Raw genomic sequence first — 16,125 nt, 5'->3', positions numbered from 1 at the left:
GAAACAGCCCTGGGCTTGCGAGCACAGGCTTCTGTCCAACCTGAAAGGATCCACCATGTCGAACCAAGCTACCCTGTCGCGCCGCAGCCTGCTGGCGGGCGCCGCATCCGGCGCCATCGGCGCCGGCCTCGCGGTGGCCGGCAACGCTGCCGCCGCGACCAAGCCACAACGTCCGTCCACACCGGGCGGGCGCGCCGGCAACTACCTGACCGTCGAAGACGGCACTGTCATCCACTACAAGGACTGGGGCAGCGGCCAGCCAGTCGTGTTCAGCCATGGGTGGCCGCTGCAGGGCGATGCCTGGGAAGACCAGATGTTTTTCCTGGCCGCGCGGGGCTACCGGGTGATCGCGCACGACCGCCGCGGCCACGGTTTGTCCAGCCAGCCGTGGAACGGCAACGACATGGACCACTACGCGGACGACCTGGCGGCACTGATCCGGCACCTCGACCTGAAGAACGCGGTGCTGGTTGGCCATTCGACCGGCGGCGGCGAAGTCGCACACTACATCGGTCGCCATGGCAATCAGCGCGTGGCCAAGGCGGTGCTGGTGGGCGCAGTGCCGCCGCAGATGGTCCGGTCGGCCACGAACCCGGGCGGCCTGCCGATGGATGTGTTCGACGGCATCCGCAAGTCGGTGGTGGAAGACCGCTCGCAGTTCTTCATGGACCTGACGATGCCCTTCTACGGCTATAACCGCCCGGGTGCCAAGGTCTCGCAGGGCGTGCGCGACACGTTCCGTGCGCAGGGCATGCAGTGCGGCCTGAAGAACGCCTACGACTGCATCAAGCAGTTCTCGGAGACCGACTTCACCGCCGACCTGAAGAAGATCGACGTGCCAACCCTGATCGTGCATGGTTCGGACGACCAGATCGTCCCGATCGACGCCTCCGGCAAGGCGGCGGCGAAGCTGGTGAAGAACGCGACCCTGCTGGTCTACGAAGGCGCGCCGCACGGCCTGCCGACCACCCACAAGCACCGCCTCAACGCGGACCTGCTGGCCTTCATCAAGGCCTGACGCGCCTCAGGCCCCCTGCGCCGGCTTCCCGGACGGGGGCCGGTGCGGCCTGGCATGTTCCGAAGAGACCCGGGTTTCCACGTGGTCGAGCATGGCGCTCTCATTATCTGTCTCGGGTCTCTGCCATGTCTCCCGCTTCCGTGGCCCGTGGGCGAACGTCCGGCTTGAGCCAGATAAGTGCGAGCAGCATATGCACCAGCGCACCTGCCAGTGTGGACCACAGCGACAACAGGACAGCCAGTGCATACATCAGCACCGAAAAACGGTTCTTGCGGCTGGCCCAGGCGGTGCCTGCAGCGCCGCTGCCGCGCTGCAGGCACCACGACAACAGCGTGAAGGCCAGCGCGCAGTTCATCAAAATCACGCCGTACAGTGCCACCGGTACCGGATCCATCGGGTGCTCGCCGGCCCACGCCGTCACGTAGGGAATCAGCGACATCCAGAACAGCAGGTGCAGGTTGGCCCACAGGGCCGGCGCATCGATGCGCCGCACCCGGTCCAGCAGCGCATGGTGGTTGACCCAGTAGATACCGACGTAGACAAAGCTGAGCAGGTAGCGCGCCAGGGCCGGCCCGGCATCGGCCATGGCGGCCAGGCTGTTGGATGCAGGCGCATGCAGCTCGAGCACCATGATCGTGATGATGATGGCGATGACGCCGTCGCTGAATGCCTCGGTGCGGTTCTTGTCCATGCCGCCACCTTAGCGCGGAAGAAGGCACGCTTCCCCTATCAAGGGATAGTGGTGCCGGCCGGCGGCCGGCGCGTTCGATCTCGGTCTGGCACGAATACTGCCGTCTTCGTCTCCGTGTGCGTAACCGCGACGCCTCCGGATTGAATCAAGGGAAGGACAACAACAGTTTTCGTAATTGCTGGAGTTCCGGTTTGCAGGCCGTCGTGGAGCGCCTAACCCGGTGAAGAAGTCTGCGACCCTGTGCTGCCAACTACGTCGTACTCAGTCAACAGGAATTGCAGTATGGCCAAGGTAATGATCACACTCGACTCGACGAAGATCCCGACCTCATAGCCTTCTGGCAGCACTGACGACAAGACTGCGCGAAGACACATGTACGCGATCACCAGGTAATTTGTCGCCTTGTGCTTGATGCGCAGTGTCGTCATGCATGTCGGGCACGTAACGGTGCTGTCGAGCGTCGTGAATAACGTCGAGGAAGCGGAGATGGCGTGATCGTGACATTGAGGACATTGATACATACTTCCTCCCGGTTGAATGATCGCGTGCTTCGGTTTGATGGTATCGCAAAAAAATCCCCTCAACCTCACAGAAAGTCACGCGTAGCCAGATATGCCACTGACAGGTCCCTCCTCCTGCATCAGCTTGTCTGAACTGACCTGCCTGTTCCGAAGTGCACAGCGCCAGTCCTGCGGGGTGCTACCTCCCCCAACCGGACAAGGCATGATCAAACCTCCCTTCTGGTGGCTTGTTTTTTAGTTGCTGTCTTTGCCGTAGTCGAACATGTTGATATGGTCGCTTTGATTGAATTATACGTTGGTTAGTTACCTTTTATGATAATCTGATTCCTCGCCATCTAATCTGATCTTCCATGCTCACACCAACTTCATGGGACCGTGATCCCATCCAGGCATTCAGGCAATTTGTCGCCACGACAGCATTCGCCGAAACCGGCCGTCGCCTGCCTGCCGATGGCACGCTGCGCATCCCTTCAGCGGCATCGGCCAAGATCTACAACTTCATGTTCGCCAACGTGGCGGGCTGGATGCTCGAGAATGGCCTCACCTTCTCCACCGTCACCCACACTGACCTGGCCCGTTTCATCGGCCGCACTACCAAGGGAAAGCTCATCCTCAACAGCAAGATCGCCTACCGCTACCTGCGCCTGCTGGAACGCTGCTACGAGCACTTGGACGTCAACCCCAACCCTGCCCAGCTGGCCATCCTCCACATTGATCGTGCCCACATGACGCGCGATGAAGCCGGCCGCACATTGTCCGACGAGCAGTTGGTGCGGTTCTTCGCAGCCTTGCCAGCCGAAGCGCCCAAACGCCGTACCAGCACCCCGTTCGAGGGCTGGAAACGCCGCCGCGACCGTGCCATGCAGGTCGTCATCGCGCTGGCCGGCTTGCGCGTATCGGAAGCGATCGGCTTGCTGATGTCCGAGATCGGCCGCCAGCAGGCGCTCGACGGCTCGATCGTGCTGACGATCACGCCGGACGAAAAGCATGACACCAGCCATGAACACACGATCACCCTCCCCCGCGACGGCGCCGATGAGCTGCTGCCGTGGCTTGCCGAGCGCGAGACGCTGGCCATCCCTGGCCAGTTTGTCTTCCCGGCCAACGCTGCCGGCGCCAGGATGACGAGAAAAACGGTCTACGTGCAGATGCGCGCCACGTTCGAGCGTGCCGGGATGGATCTGGCGCGCTCCGGCGGGCGCACGCTGCGCAATACGTTCGCCAAGCAGCAACTCGACAGTGGGGCGAGTCCCGACGAACTCAAGGATGTGCTCGGCCTGGCGCTCGAGCGCTCCGCGGCCGACTACAAGCTCACGCGCGTCAAGCCGGATCCGGGCGAACACAGCGACGACAAGGGCTGATCCGGCCGGCTCACTCTGTCCGACCCGTCGTAGCGTCACGACCAGCGCCTGGATGGCGCGCCACGATCACGCCAATATCGACGGCTTCGGCCATCCGCCGATATCCTGCATCGCCCGGATGCAGATGGTCGCCCGAATCGAAGGCGGCCCGCAGGCGCTGCGGCCGATCCGGATCGCGCAGCGCCGCGTCGAAGTCGACCACCGCATCGAAGACGCCAGCGCGCCGGATCCAGTCATTCAACCGTTCGCGCAGCGCCTCTTTCTGCGGGCTGTAATGCCCGGCAAACGGCGTACCCTCGAGCGCGCCTTCGAACGGTGGCAGCGTGCCCACCGTGATCCGGATTCCCCTGGCGCGCGCGCTGAGCGCAAGCTGGCGAAAGCCCGCCGTCAACGCGTCCAGCGTCACCATCGCGTCATCCGGCGCGAAGGGGCTGCCGGGCCAGCCGATGTCATTGATACCCAGCAGGACAACCACGTCCGCCACCCCGGGCTGACTGAGCACATCCTGGTCAAACCGGGACAGGGCGCTGTCACCCATGCCGTCTTTCAGCAGCCGCGCACCGGAAATGCCGGCGTTGGCCACCGCGATGCCGTGTGGCGCCAGCCGGCGTGCCAGGAAATCAGGCCAGCGCCGATCCGCATCCGGTGTCGATCCATTGCCATCGGTGATGGAGTCGCCCAGCGCCACCACCGTGCGGCCGTCCGGCAAGGCGTCAACCTGCACGGCACTGAGAAACAGGCGCCCTTCCACCCGCACCGCGTTCGAGAAACCGGCCGCCTGCGTGGCGTTGCCGGCAGCGACGCTGATGCTCTGCGACCCGCCCCAGTGAAAACCGGTTACTGCGGTCGTCTTCGGCAGGTACGTCGTGACCTGCAGCAGCGACAACGGCGCGACGCGCAGCGCAATCGGGTCGCTCGTGGCCGTCGCGCCGGGCGCGATGGTCACCTGCCGCGCGCCTGCAAACGTCACCTCGCGCGTCATCACGCTGGTCGCGCCGATCTCGAGCGGGGCTTTGCCATAGCGGTTCGAGAACACCAGCTTGATGCGCTCGCCGCCGGCACTGATCCGGACGTTCTCACGCACGGTCTGGTCACCCAGGATGGCGGGAACATTCATCGGCAGGACGAATGTGCGATCCCAGCCGGGCTGCGGCGCTGCGTACCAGGACGTGACCCAGTGCGTTCGTGCGTCCCCTGCCAGTGCGTTGCCTGCGAAGAACATCGCGGCCCAGACCGCTGCGGGGTAGATGTAGTGGCCCATGGGGATTCTCAGTGATAAAGAACCCACGATAGGTCATTCGAAACTGCGCTGGAAGGTGCTAAAGTCGAACATCACTCATTCCATTCGAGAATAATAGATGGATACCCTCCGGGCAATGCGCACCTTCGTACGAACACTGGAGCTGCGCAGCCTGTCGGCGGCAGCGCGCGAGCTTGGGACCACGCAGCCGACGGTCAGCAAGCTGCTGGCCCAGCTCGAGCAGGATCTTGGCGTGCGGCTGTTCCAGCGCAGTGCCAGGGGCTTGTCACCAACCGAACAGGGCCGGCAGTTCTACCTGGACGCCAAACTGGTACTCGACGGGTTCGACGCTGCCGTCGGCACCGTCCAGGGGATGGGCGGCCAGGTGTCGGGTCTGCTGCGCATCAATGCGCCGGTCGGCCTGGGGCAACTCACGATCAACGCGATCGTCGCGCGCTTTCTGGCGGCGCATCCGGCCGTGGACATCGAACTGATACTGGACGATCGCTACATCGATATGGTCGCGGAGGGCGTGGATATCGCGTTTCGGCTTGGCGGCCCGCTGCCGGCGGATGTCACCGGACGCCACCTGGCCACGATCCCGCGCTGTCTCGCCGCCTCGCCCGCGTATCTGCACCAGCGTGGCGTGCCAGAGCAGCCGGCCGATCTGGCCAGCCATGACTTCGTGCGCTTTGCCCTGACACCCGGCACGACAATCGATCTGCAGCGTGGCGGTGACACAATCCGGGTGCCGGTGCGCAGCCGGTATCGCGTCAACAATGCGCTGGCGATCCGTGAAGCGCTCGTGCTGGGGAGCGGCATTGCCATCTGCCCCGACTGGCTGATCCACGATTTACTAGCCAGCGGAGAACTGGTGCAGGTGCTGGAAGGCTGGGCCGCCCGCCACCAGGACCTGTACGTGCTGACACCGTCGCGTCGCTACCAGCCGCTGCGCGTGAAAACGTTCATCGATTTCACGGTGGAACAATTCAGGCAGCTGGGCGGTTTTCAGGTCGCGGCGCCGGCGGCAGGCAATCACACGCTTCCATCAACGACTTGTTGACGGCAGGTCAAACTTCACCGACATGGGCGCCGCTTACGTCGCCGCAGGCGTGATGAACGCCGACAGGCGCACCTGCCCGAATTCGCGCAGCAGCGTGCCGGCCGCCTGCGCCATCGCCACTTCAAGTGCGCCGTTGATTGCCTGTTCCTGCGGACAGCCCGGATGATCGACATTCGCGCCGATCGCAAAGATCACGGGCTCTTCCAGCGCCTGATACACATCGAGTACCGTGATCTCTTCAGGATTGACGGCCAGCACCCAGCCGCCATTGCGCCCCGAGGTCGACGTCACATACCCGGCCGCGCGCAGACCGCCCATCATCCGGCGCACGAGCACGGGATTCGTATTGAGCATGACCGCGAGCTCCTCGGAGCTCGTGGTGTTGGTGCGACCGTGAATGTGGCTCAGGACGTGCAGCATGCGCGCCAGCCTGAAATCTGCTCTCATCGTTGAAATCCTCCTGCCGCCATGATACCGAAACTTCAGGAGTATCGATATCCTCGAGCGTTGAACGCAATTCGTCGAGTTTCAGTTTGAAGCCTTGTGATTGGACGTGCGTGTGGTAGCGCACCCTGCCATCACGGCACATGCGCTATGCTCGGATCACACTCTATTACGAAAGCAACCATGTCCCTGAATAACGCCGTCGTCTGGCTCGACCACACCAAAGCCCAAGTCATCCACTTCGACAAGAATGCGTCGGAATCGGAATCGATGAAAACGCACTCGACCCACCCGCACCCGCACCAGAAGCATGGTGACAACCACGTCAACGGCGACGACAATACGCTGTTCTACAAAGACATCGCCGCTGCGCTGACCGACAGCGAGCAGATCCTGGTCGTCGGCCCGGCCGAAGAAAAGACCGCGTTCGTTTCCTACCTGACGAGCAAGATGCCGGCCATCGCCGACAAGATCAAGTCTGTCGAAACCGTGGATCATCCATCGGAAGGCCAGCTGCTTGCCTACGCACGCGAGCATTTCGTCAGCAGCGGCGGCATGAAGTAAGTCGCTGCCAGGCATTCAGCGCCAGCGCGATGAACCCGCTTGCCATCACGGCATAGCGGGTTTTTTAACGTCTTCCCATAAACCGCAACTTCAGCAGTATCAATTGCAGCGCTTACGCTGCCGGCCGGTTTCGCGCGCGAAACTGCGCGGCCTTGTGCCGATTGCCACACAGCGCCATGCTGCACCAGCGCCGCCGGTGCGACTTCGTGCGGTCATAGAACCACAGCACGCAATCCGGATGCTCGCACTGCCGGACCAGCGCGAAATCGCCGTCGGCCAGCAAGGTCGCCACGGCTTCTGCCAGCGCCCCCAACGCGCGCGCCGGTGATGGCGCTGCGCCCTGCCGTACGAGCAGCGGTTGCGCCTCATCCCAGACCAGGACGGGCGTCGACGCCATCGCCGCCAGATACTGGTTGAGTCGCGCAGGATCACCGCGCTCCCCCTGCAAACGGCGCGTGATCAGGTCGCGCGCCGCAGCGCGCAAGGCCCTGGCATCGCGCAGCAGGGTATCCGCAACGGGTCCCGCAACCGCTCCCGCATCGATACCGGAACGTTCCAGCCAGTCCAGCACGGCAGCATTGCTATGCCAGAAATCCTGCCGCGCGTCGCCCGTGCCCGCTTCGGTATTGAGCATGTCCAGCGCCATATGATCGGCGATCAGCGGCGCTGCTTCAAGCTCCATGTTCGATGGTCCTGCCATTCTGCCCCCAGATGAATAACCACCAAGATTATACTTGAAGGGTTACTCCAACCGTGCAACAATGCATCCATAACCTGTAAACGAATTTTTATAGGTTATTGAAATCAAGTTCACCAAGGAGACACCTCATGCCGCACTCACCTTCCCCGGCCGGCGTCACGCCGGTCATCCGTTATGCCACGATCGACATCGATGGCACCGATGTGTTCTACCGCGAAGCCGGCCCGGCCAATGCACCTGCCGTTTTGCTGCTGCACGGGTTCGGCGCGTCGTCACACATGTTCCGCGACCTGATCCCGGCGCTGGCCACCAGCTATCGCGTCATCGCGCCCGATCTGCCGGGCTTCGGCATGACGCGCACCGACCCGGACTTCACCTTCACGTTCGCGCATCTTGCGGACGTCATCGACGCATTTACCACCGCCGTGGGCCTGGACACCTATGCGATGTATGTCTTCGACTACGGCGCCCCGGTCGGCTGGCGTCTGGCGGTGCGCCATCCGGAGCGCATCACGGCGCTCGTGAGCCAGAACGGCAATGGCTATGAAGAAGGCCTGAGCCCGGGCTGGGCGCCGATGCGCGCCGCGTGGGCCGATCCGAGCCCGGCGAATCGTGAAGCGCTGCGAACATTCAATTCATTCGAGATGACAAAGTGGCAGTACACGGAAGGTGTCACGGATGTGTCGCGCGTCGCACCCGATGGCTACGCGCTGGCGTTCGCCGCCACCGAACGGATCGGGGTCGACGCACAACTGGACTTGCTGGTCGATTACGGACAGAACATCGCGCAGTACGCACAGCTGCACGCGTACTTCCGCCAGCACCAGCCCCCGTTACTGGCGATCTGGGGCAAGAACGATCCGTTCTTCCTGCCGGCGGGCGCACATGCGTTCGCACGCGATCTGCCGCATGCAGAGGTGCGCTTCCTCGATACCGGTCACTTTGCGCTGGAAACCCACGTGTCCGAGATCGCCGATGCAATGCACGGCTTCCTCGACCGGCATGTCACGGGCAGGCGCGACAACAAGGCGTAACGGTCAGGCCACGTGCTCCGCGCACCTGGCCATCGCCATCAGCTGCTGCTGACGCATCAGGCGGTACGACAGCGACACCTCGCGCATCAGGCAGATGAAGCTGGCCGTCAGGGCCAGCATCGCGCCAATGAAACTGCCAGCGATCAGATGGACCAGCGGCAGGCCGGTGGCGTCGCCAAGAAACAGCATCGCGATCACCAGGCAGATCAGCAGGCCGCACAGGGTGCTGGTGGCAATCGCGATATTGATCAGAAAAGAGCGGCGGTGCAGATGGCTCAGCGCAGCCACACACTCGACATCCACGCACTTGACGGCGCGATCCTCGAGCAGGCGCATCTGGTCGATGATGCGCCCCAGGCGGTTGGTCAGCACGATCAGCAGGATGCTGACGCCGGCAAGCAGGAACACGGGCGCGATCGCCAGCTGGATGACCTGACCAATATCGCCGAGCTGGATGTTCATTGCAACGCTGTCCGTGGAGAGGAAGATGGCGGCAGTGTATCAGTATCAATCTGCCACTGCACGAGTGGCAGATTGGCGACGCAACACCTGGAACACATAGTGCCAGACTGTGTGACATGGCGAACAGGCAGAATGCTGCCTCGCCTGCTAGCATCAGACCGTTGCCATATAAACACGTCGATGCCATGCAGATTCCCGCTTCACCTTCCCCTGCACTGACCACGCTGCGCGGCAGCCTGGCCAGCCTCGCTGGCATGCCCCCGCCAGATGCGCTGGCCGCACTCGTTCAGGACGGCCACGCTCGTCTTCCCCTGCCCGGCCATGGCGCGACGCTGGCCCGCTGGCAGGCACTGGCCGCTGTTGGCGCGCATGACCTGCCCCTGGCCAAGGTGTTCGAAGGTCACACTGATGCCGTCGCCATCCTGCATGAAGCAAACGAGCACGTCCTTGCGGACCTGGTCAAAGCCACTTGGGGAACCTGGTGCGCGGAGCCGCCGGATGCGCGCCTGGCACTGCTGCCGTCTGTTGACGGCCCTATCCTGCGCGGCCGCAAGGCCTGGTGCTCGGGCGCCCATGGCGTCACGCATGCGGTGGTGAGTTGCTGGGATGCCGATGGCGCCCCGATGCTGGCTGCAGTCGACCTGCGCCAGCGCGGCGTGCGTGTGACCGACGACGGCTGGCATGCTGTGGGCATGCGTGCCACGGCCAGCGTCGATGTCTGGTTCGACGATGTCGTGGCCACGCCACTGGGTGGCCCGGGCTTTTATGTCGAGCGTGCCGGTTTCTGGCAAGGTGGTGCGGGGGTGGCCGCATGCTGGTTCGGCGCGGCCACCCGCCTGGCCGACGTGCTGCGTGAACGACTGGCCGAACGCAGCGACCCGCATCGCCTGGCCCAGCTGGGCGAGGTCACGGTGGCACTGCAAGGCTGCGCCGCGCTGATCCGCGAAGCGGCGGCCGCGATCGACAGCGCGCCCGGCGCGAACGCGATGCGCACCGCGATGACCGTGCGCCTGAGCGTCGAAGCCGCCGCCAATAGTGTGTTGCACGCCGTCGGGCGCGCACTGGGCGCCGGCCCGCTGTGCAAGGATCCCGCACTCGCCCGGTTGTACGCCGACCTGCCGGTGTTCATGCGCCAGAGCCACGCGGAGCGCGACCTGGAAGCCGTCGGCAAGCTGGTCGCCGCCCTGGAGAGCGCGCCATGGACCTTGTAAACCGCTCGCGGCATATCGGCGGCACCGGCCCGGCAGCAGCCGACTGGGCACGCGACGCCGCGCTGGCCGCAGTCCAGCCGGTTACCCTCGACGACCTGATTCCACCCGGTGCGCGCGTAGTCGTGGTCGCGCCCCATCCCGACGATGAAATCCTGACCTGCGGCGCCTTGCTGCATCTGGTTGCGGCGCGGGGTGATGCGCCGCTGATCGTGGCCGTCACCGATGGTGAAGCCAGCCATCCCGGTTCGCCCATCTGGCCTCCGGAACGCCTGCGCCAGGCGCGGACGGACGAAACCAACGCGGCCCTGGCCCACCTGGGCATCGACGCCAGCCGCGTGCAGCGCCTGCACATCCCCGACGGCGGCGTCACGGCTGGCGCGCCCGAACTCGAGCGCCAGCTGGCTGCCATCATCGCGCCGGGCGATGTCGTGATCACGACCTGGCGCTTCGATGGCCATCCGGACCACGAATCGACGGCGCTGGCCTGCAGCGCTGTCGCGCGCCAGACCGGCGCACGCGTGTTGCAGGCGCCCGTCTGGGGCTGGCACTGGAGTGCCCCGGGCGATGACGCGATGCCACTGGCGCTGGCGCGCAAATTGGCCGTGCCGGGCGACGCGCTGGCACGCAAGCGCGCCGCCCTTGGGTGCTTCCACAGCCAGATCGAGGGCGACGCCAGCAATGGCGCGGCGCCCATCCTGCCCGCGTTTGCCATGGAACGCGTCCTGCATCCCTTTGAGATCTACTTCCCCGACCATGCGTGACGCCCAAGCCCTGGCCCATTTCGAAACCCTGTATACCCGATCGGACGACCCGTGGGACGTGCGCGGCGCCTGGTATGAACAGCGCAAGCGCGCGATCCTGCTCGCCAGCCTCGGCAAACCGCGCTACCGCAGCGCATTCGAGCCCGGCTGCGGCAACGGTGAGATGAGCCTCGCGCTGGCCGATCGCTGCGAGCGCCTGCTGGCCTGCGACGGCGCCGCCAGTGCCCTGGAGGCGGCACGGCGCCGCGTCCCCGACGCTGCCACGCGCGGCATCCGCTTCGAGGCGCGTCGCCTGCCGACCGACTGGCCGCGTGATGACACCTTCGACCTGGTCGTGCTTAGTGAGCTGGCGTATTACTTCGATGAAGACGCGATCACGGCGATGCTGACGGGCGCCGCAGCGAACTTGGCGACGGACGGCGAACTGGTGCTGTGCCACTACCTGCACGACTTCGACGACCGCGTGACATCAACAGCGACCGTGCACGGGATTGCCGACGCGTTGCCCGGCCTGCGCCGTTCGCTGCACCACCGTGACGAGGCGTTCGTGCTCGATATCTGGCGCCCGACTGCGTCGACGCAGGGAGAACGCGCATGATCGGCGTCGCGATCCCCGCCCATAACGAAGAAGCCTGCCTGGGCGCCTGCCTGCAGGCCGTCCTGCACGCGGCGACGCATCCGCAGCTGGCGGGCGAGCCGGTGCTGGTGTGCGTCGTGCTCGACGCCTGCGACGATGGCACGGCCGCCGTCGTGCGCGGGTGGCAGGCGGCGTTCACGCTGGCCGGCTGCCGGCTCGATGCACTGGAAATCTCGGCGCGCCAGGTGGGCAGCGCGCGCGCGGCCGGCGCGCTGCACCTGATTGCCGCCGAAGCGCGCTGGCTGGCGTTCACCGATGCCGATACCCGCGTCTCGCCGCAATGGCTGGCCGTGCAAGTGGCACTGGGCGCAGACGTCGTGTGCGGCTCGGTGGCGGTCGACGACTGGTCGCCCCACGCTGACAAGGCGCAGCTGCTGCGCGAGCATTTTGCGCGGACCTACCATGACCGCGAAGATCACCGCCATATCCACGGCGCCAACCTGGGTGTGTGTGCGCTGGCGTATCAGGCGGCCGGCGGGTTTGCCGCCGTCGCTTGCCACGAGGACGTGCTGCTGGTGCGGGCGCTGGAACTGTCGGGCGCCCGTTTTGCCTGGAGCGCGCTGCCGCGCGTGTTCACCAGCGCCAGGCTGGATGCGCGGGCACGCGGCGGCTTCGGCGACACCTTGCTGGCCGTGACGTGCGAGATGGAAGCGCCCCTGACGACGACCTGAGCGTCGTCAGGAGTGACCAGCGACGCGCCGCCCGCTTACGTCACGTGAACCTGGCTGCGAACCATCCGGCGCGCCGCAGCGATGCGCATGCCATCCACCAGCAGCTGCGCCGCCCAGCGAAACACCGTGTATTGACTGACGACGCCGCGCATCGCGCGCAGGCGCCGGGTCTGCTCGTCCGGCGGCATGTCCAGTGCACGTTCGATGGCGCGCGCCATGCCGGCGATGTCGCGCGGATCGACGATCAGGGCCTGGTGCAGTTCGGCGGCAGCGCCGGCCTGGCTGCTCAGCACCAGCGCGCCGCGCAGGTCGGTGCGGGCCGCCACGAATTCCTTCGCCACCAGGTTCATCCCGTCATGCAGGCTCGTGACCAGGCACACGTCGGCCGCGCGGTAGCAGGCGGTGACGGTGGCCGCATCCGCGCTGTGCGCATGCAGCACCACCGGTTCCCATCCATCGCTGCCAAAGCGCGCATTGATGCGCTGCGTCAGTGCGACGACGTCACGCGTGATGGTCTGGTACGCGGCCAGCGCCGAGCGGCATGGCGCGCCGATCTGCAACAGCGTCACCTGTCCGCGCAAGTCGGGCCGGCGCTCGAGCAGCAGCTCGAAGGCTTGCAGGCGCTCGCTCAGGCCTTTCGTGTAATCCATGCGATCGACACCGACCAGCAGCCGCACACCGGGCGCGATGCCGAACCGGCTGCCCACGACGTCACGTACGCCGGGCGGGGCCACATCATTCCTCGCGGGCCACGCGATCGAGATCGGATAGGCGCCGGCGTGCGCCGCGCCGCGGCCCTGGATGGCGGGGATGGCGGCGCGCGCCAGGCTGAAGTTGGCCAGGTCGGCCGGTGTCTGCAGGCCCATCACGGTGCTGGCCAGCAGCCCTGCCATCAGTTGCGGCGCCCATGGGAACGTGGCCAGGGTCTGCGGCGTCGGGAACGGTATATGCCAGAACAGGATGATGACGGCGTCCGGCAACTGTTCGCGCACCATCTGCGGGACCAGCGCCAGGTGATAATCCTGGACCAGTACCACGGGCCGCTCACTTGCCGCCTCGGCGATCACGGCGTCGGCAAAGCGGCGGTTGACGGCCACGTAATGCGTCCAGTCGTCAAGGCGGAAGGTCGGCGCGACGCCGGTGCGGTGGCACAGTGGCCACAGCGCCTCATTGGCCAGGCCGTCGTAGTAGCCGGCCACTTCGGCATCGCTGAGCCACAGGCGGCGCAGCCGGTACGGCGCATCGAGATGCTCCCGCAGCACGTGGTCATTGGCGTCGACCGTCGCGCGGTCGGCCGTGCCGCTGCCATGGGCGATCCAGCAGCCGCCTTCTTTGGACAGCACGGCTTCGAGCGCGGTCACCAGGCCGCCGGCGGGTCGTTGGGCATGGATGCCGTCAGCGGTCTGCGTATGCACGCACGGCGCGCGGTTGGACACGACAATCAGGTCGTCGCCACAGCCGAGCTGTTCGATCAGCCGGCCAAGGTCGGCGCTGTCGCGCACGTCCTCGGGCAGCAAGGCTGCAGGGCGCGCTACCTGGCGGCGCTCGCCGGGAAAGGTTGGAAGGGGCAGATGCGCTGGATTGCTGCGCATCCTCGTCGTGGGGGCGGAGTGGTATCGAGCTGTCATGGGAACAGCTTAAGATGTTAGCGTTCTCCGCTTCTGTTCGATGACGTACCCAGGGCGGCTCAAACCGCCAATAGCAGGGTCAGGTAATGGTCGGCCAACAGTGCCCCGAACAGCAGCGCCAGGTACATGATCGACCAGGCGAATGCCTTGCGGGCAATCGCGTCGCTGTAGTGCTTGTGGACCAGCCAGCCATGGCGCAGGAACACGGCGTTCAGCACACATGCGCAAGCAAGGTAGAACAGCCCGCTCATGCCGACCGCCCATGGCAGCGCGGTGCCGATTGCCAGCGCCACGCTGTAACGCCATACCTGCTGGCCGGTGTGGGCCATACCGTGCGTGATGGGCAGCATCGGCAGGCCGGAGCGCGCATAGTCATCGCGGCGCGCCATTGCCAGCGCCCAGAAATGCGGCGGCGTCCACAGGAAGATGATCAGCACCAGCAGCCAGGCCTCGAGCGGCACGCCATTGGCGACTGCGGCCCAGCCCAGCGCCGGCGGCATGGCACCGGCAAACCCGCCGATCACGATATTCTGTGGCGTGGCGGGTTTCAGCAGCAAGGTATAGATGAAGGCATAGCCGACGAAGGTCGCCAGTGTCAGCCACATCGTCAGCGGATTGACCTGCGTGTACAACAAGGCCGCGCCGGCGCCGCCCAGCACCAGCGAAAACACCACCGTCTGGGCCGGACCCAGGTCGCCGCGCGCGGTGGCGCGACGCGCCGTGCGGGTCATCCGTGCATCGACCTGCGCTTCCAGCAGGCAATTAACGGCAAAGGCGGCGCCGGCCAGCAGCCAGATGCCGGCGGCGCTGTACAGCAACACGGACCAGTCGGGCGCGCCGTCGGTGGCCAGCAGGCTGCCAATCACGGCGCAGAATACGGTCAACAGCGTCACGCGCGGTTTGGTCAGCGCCCAGTACTGGCCGGCACGTTGTGCCAGGCCACCGCAAGGGGACGCACCGGCAACGACATCAGGAATGGCCAGGGCGGCCGGCGGGACTTCGACAACTTTTGAATTCGACATGATCGGGCGACCGCTGCAGGCAGGTGGTCAGTTCACAGAACCCGTCATGCTAGAGGAAAATGGCGACGCGACCAACGGGCAATTTGTCCTACTTGCCAAGCAGGCCATGTGCGCGCCGCCAGCGGCAAGACCTCAGCGCACTTCCTTCGCCCGCGCATCGGCCGGATGGTCGTGGCGTGGGCGCAAGGCCGGCACCCGGTGCCGCAGGACGACCGCTTGCAGGCTGCACAGCGCCACGTAGGCCAGCAGTTCGACCAGCTCTTCGAAGACCTGTGCGCGCGACGCGACCAGATCGAGATGGCACGACATATGCCCCTCGGCGCAGGTAGAGCCCACCGCAGCACCCAGCGCCACGAACAGCAGCAGCCACGGCGCGCTGCGCACGAACGCCAGGCGCACCACTTCATCAATGCGGTGATGCCAGGCGCTGTAGGCAAGCCAGCCGATCAGCAGAACGGCGCCGGGCCAGACCAGCGGCTGGAACCACAGCGGTTCGGGCGGCAGCGCCCTGCCCGCCGCATCGAACCCGGGCACGGCGCGCCAGGCGCGGCCCCAGCTCAGCTCGCGGCCCGCCAGCAGCAGCCAGACGGGCGCGGCCCACAGCGCCAGCATTGCCGTTCGTTCCGGCCGCAGACGCACGAACACCACTACCGACCACACGAAGCCGCTCAGCAACACCAGTACCTGCAGGTTTTCCAGCACACCCGCCTCACGGCCCCATGCCAGTGGCAGCACCAGGCTCACTGGGTAACAGGCCACGAGTGCCGCCAGCAGCGCCCACTGCCCCGGGCGCGTCTTCGCCCACAAAAATAATCGCCCCATCGTCATTCCGTTCGCAAAATTGTTGCCCATCTGAACGGGCTAATTCGCAATTGTACGAATTGGCATGTCGCGCACGATTGGTTTTCGGAGAAATCCTGCGTGCCTGCACTGTATTTATCGGGTGCACACACTAACGAACTGTCACATCCGTGCAGATTCCTTGACACGTCTTGAACGGTTCGGTTACCTTACGGTTAATAATTGCCATAGAGCAATTGTAGCGATCCTGGTCACTGCGTATGACCGGGCGTGCGGATCAGCCCTTTGCAGTCCAA

17 protein-coding genes are annotated in these 16,125 nt (G+C 65.3%); 9 read left to right on the top strand and 8 right to left on the bottom strand.

The window, feature by feature from the left end; all coding sequences use genetic code 11:
* Positions 1–55: 55 nt before the first annotated feature.
* The gene (locus AC56LN_RS11965) at positions 56–1,018 is read left to right on the top strand and encodes an alpha/beta fold hydrolase (protein ID WP_499571934.1); all 963 of its coding nucleotides are present in this window, start codon (positions 56–58) and stop codon (positions 1,016–1,018) included.
* 103 nt (positions 1,019–1,121) lie between these two features.
* Here the strand turns inward: AC56LN_RS11965 and AC56LN_RS11960 are convergent, their stop codons facing one another.
* On the bottom strand, positions 1,122–1,709 hold the full coding sequence (locus AC56LN_RS11960) for a TMEM175 family protein (RefSeq protein WP_499571932.1): 588 nt from the start codon (positions 1,707–1,709) through the stop codon (positions 1,122–1,124).
* 871 nt (positions 1,710–2,580) lie between these two features.
* Between AC56LN_RS11960 and AC56LN_RS11955 the strand changes: the two genes are divergently transcribed.
* Positions 2,581–3,591 (top strand): tyrosine-type recombinase/integrase, encoded by a 1,011-nt coding sequence (locus tag AC56LN_RS11955; RefSeq protein WP_499571931.1) that lies wholly within the window; start codon positions 2,581–2,583, stop codon positions 3,589–3,591.
* 10 nt (positions 3,592–3,601) lie between these two features.
* Here AC56LN_RS11955 and AC56LN_RS11950 read toward each other — a convergent pair whose 3' ends face one another.
* A complete protein-coding gene (locus tag AC56LN_RS11950; protein ID WP_499571929.1) occupies positions 3,602–4,852 on the bottom strand; it encodes an SGNH/GDSL hydrolase family protein in 1,251 nt (416 codons plus the stop codon).
* Between the two features lie 97 nt (positions 4,853–4,949).
* Between AC56LN_RS11950 and AC56LN_RS11945 the strand changes: the two genes are divergently transcribed.
* Positions 4,950–5,894 (top strand): LysR family transcriptional regulator, encoded by a 945-nt coding sequence (locus AC56LN_RS11945; protein WP_499571928.1) that lies wholly within the window; start codon positions 4,950–4,952, stop codon positions 5,892–5,894.
* 33 nt (positions 5,895–5,927) lie between these two features.
* Here the strand turns inward: AC56LN_RS11945 and AC56LN_RS11940 are convergent, their stop codons facing one another.
* Positions 5,928–6,341, bottom strand: coding sequence for an Rrf2 family transcriptional regulator (locus AC56LN_RS11940; RefSeq protein ID WP_499571927.1), 414 nt, complete (start codon positions 6,339–6,341; stop codon positions 5,928–5,930).
* Between the two features lie 180 nt (positions 6,342–6,521).
* Between AC56LN_RS11940 and AC56LN_RS11935 the strand changes: the two genes are divergently transcribed.
* A complete protein-coding gene (locus tag AC56LN_RS11935) occupies positions 6,522–6,902 on the top strand; it encodes a translational machinery protein (RefSeq protein ID WP_482898766.1) in 381 nt (126 codons plus the stop codon).
* A 112-nt stretch (positions 6,903–7,014) separates the two neighbouring features.
* Here the strand turns inward: AC56LN_RS11935 and AC56LN_RS11930 are convergent, their stop codons facing one another.
* The gene (locus AC56LN_RS11930; protein WP_499571925.1) at positions 7,015–7,584 is read right to left on the bottom strand and encodes a CGNR zinc finger domain-containing protein; all 570 of its coding nucleotides are present in this window, start codon (positions 7,582–7,584) and stop codon (positions 7,015–7,017) included.
* Between the two features lie 146 nt (positions 7,585–7,730).
* On the opposite strand from AC56LN_RS11930, the gene AC56LN_RS11925 reads away from it, so the two are divergent.
* Complete coding sequence (locus tag AC56LN_RS11925) at positions 7,731–8,636, top strand: alpha/beta fold hydrolase (RefSeq protein ID WP_499571924.1); 906 nt, start codon at positions 7,731–7,733, stop codon at positions 8,634–8,636.
* A gap of 3 nt (positions 8,637–8,639) precedes the next feature.
* Here AC56LN_RS11925 and AC56LN_RS11920 read toward each other — a convergent pair whose 3' ends face one another.
* Positions 8,640–9,098 (bottom strand): DUF2721 domain-containing protein, encoded by a 459-nt coding sequence (locus AC56LN_RS11920; RefSeq protein WP_499571923.1) that lies wholly within the window; start codon positions 9,096–9,098, stop codon positions 8,640–8,642.
* Positions 9,099–9,283: 185 nt separating this feature from the next.
* Between AC56LN_RS11920 and AC56LN_RS11915 the strand changes: the two genes are divergently transcribed.
* From AC56LN_RS11915 to AC56LN_RS11900, 4 genes are read left to right on the top strand one after another with little or no spacing between them, the layout of a single operon-like run.
* Positions 9,284–10,309, top strand: a complete 1,026-nt coding sequence (locus AC56LN_RS11915; RefSeq protein ID WP_499571921.1) for an acyl-CoA dehydrogenase family protein — start codon at positions 9,284–9,286, stop codon at positions 10,307–10,309.
* Entirely contained in the window at positions 10,297–11,070 is a 774-nt protein-coding gene (locus tag AC56LN_RS11910; RefSeq protein ID WP_499571920.1) for a PIG-L deacetylase family protein, read from the top strand. Before AC56LN_RS11915 ends, AC56LN_RS11910 begins: the two co-directional genes overlap by 13 nt.
* Entirely contained in the window at positions 11,063–11,668 is a 606-nt protein-coding gene (locus AC56LN_RS11905; protein ID WP_499571918.1) for a class I SAM-dependent methyltransferase, read from the top strand. The genes AC56LN_RS11910 and AC56LN_RS11905 overlap by 8 nt, the downstream gene beginning before the upstream one ends.
* Positions 11,665–12,378, top strand: a complete 714-nt coding sequence (locus AC56LN_RS11900) for a glycosyltransferase family 2 protein (protein ID WP_499571917.1) — start codon at positions 11,665–11,667, stop codon at positions 12,376–12,378. Before AC56LN_RS11905 ends, AC56LN_RS11900 begins: the two co-directional genes overlap by 4 nt.
* 35 nt (positions 12,379–12,413) lie before the next feature.
* On the opposite strand, the gene AC56LN_RS11895 is transcribed toward AC56LN_RS11900, so the two are convergent.
* The 3 genes from AC56LN_RS11895 to AC56LN_RS11885 form a co-directional block, all read right to left on the bottom strand.
* Entirely contained in the window at positions 12,414–13,970 is a 1,557-nt protein-coding gene (locus AC56LN_RS11895; protein WP_499571915.1) for an alpha,alpha-trehalose-phosphate synthase (UDP-forming), read from the bottom strand.
* A 95-nt stretch (positions 13,971–14,065) separates the two neighbouring features.
* Positions 14,066–15,028, bottom strand: coding sequence for a heme o synthase (cyoE, locus tag AC56LN_RS11890; protein WP_499571914.1), 963 nt, complete (start codon positions 15,026–15,028; stop codon positions 14,066–14,068).
* 132 nt (positions 15,029–15,160) lie between these two features.
* Positions 15,161–15,850 (bottom strand): hypothetical protein, encoded by a 690-nt coding sequence (locus AC56LN_RS11885; RefSeq protein WP_499571912.1) that lies wholly within the window; start codon positions 15,848–15,850, stop codon positions 15,161–15,163.
* Between the last annotated feature and the right edge of the window lie 275 nt (positions 15,851–16,125).

The sequence above is a fragment of the Telluria sp. ZT3P26 genome (assembly GCF_059686035.1).
Note: the sequence above shows the minus strand (reverse complement) of the source record. Positions and strands in the feature narration are given on the sequence as shown.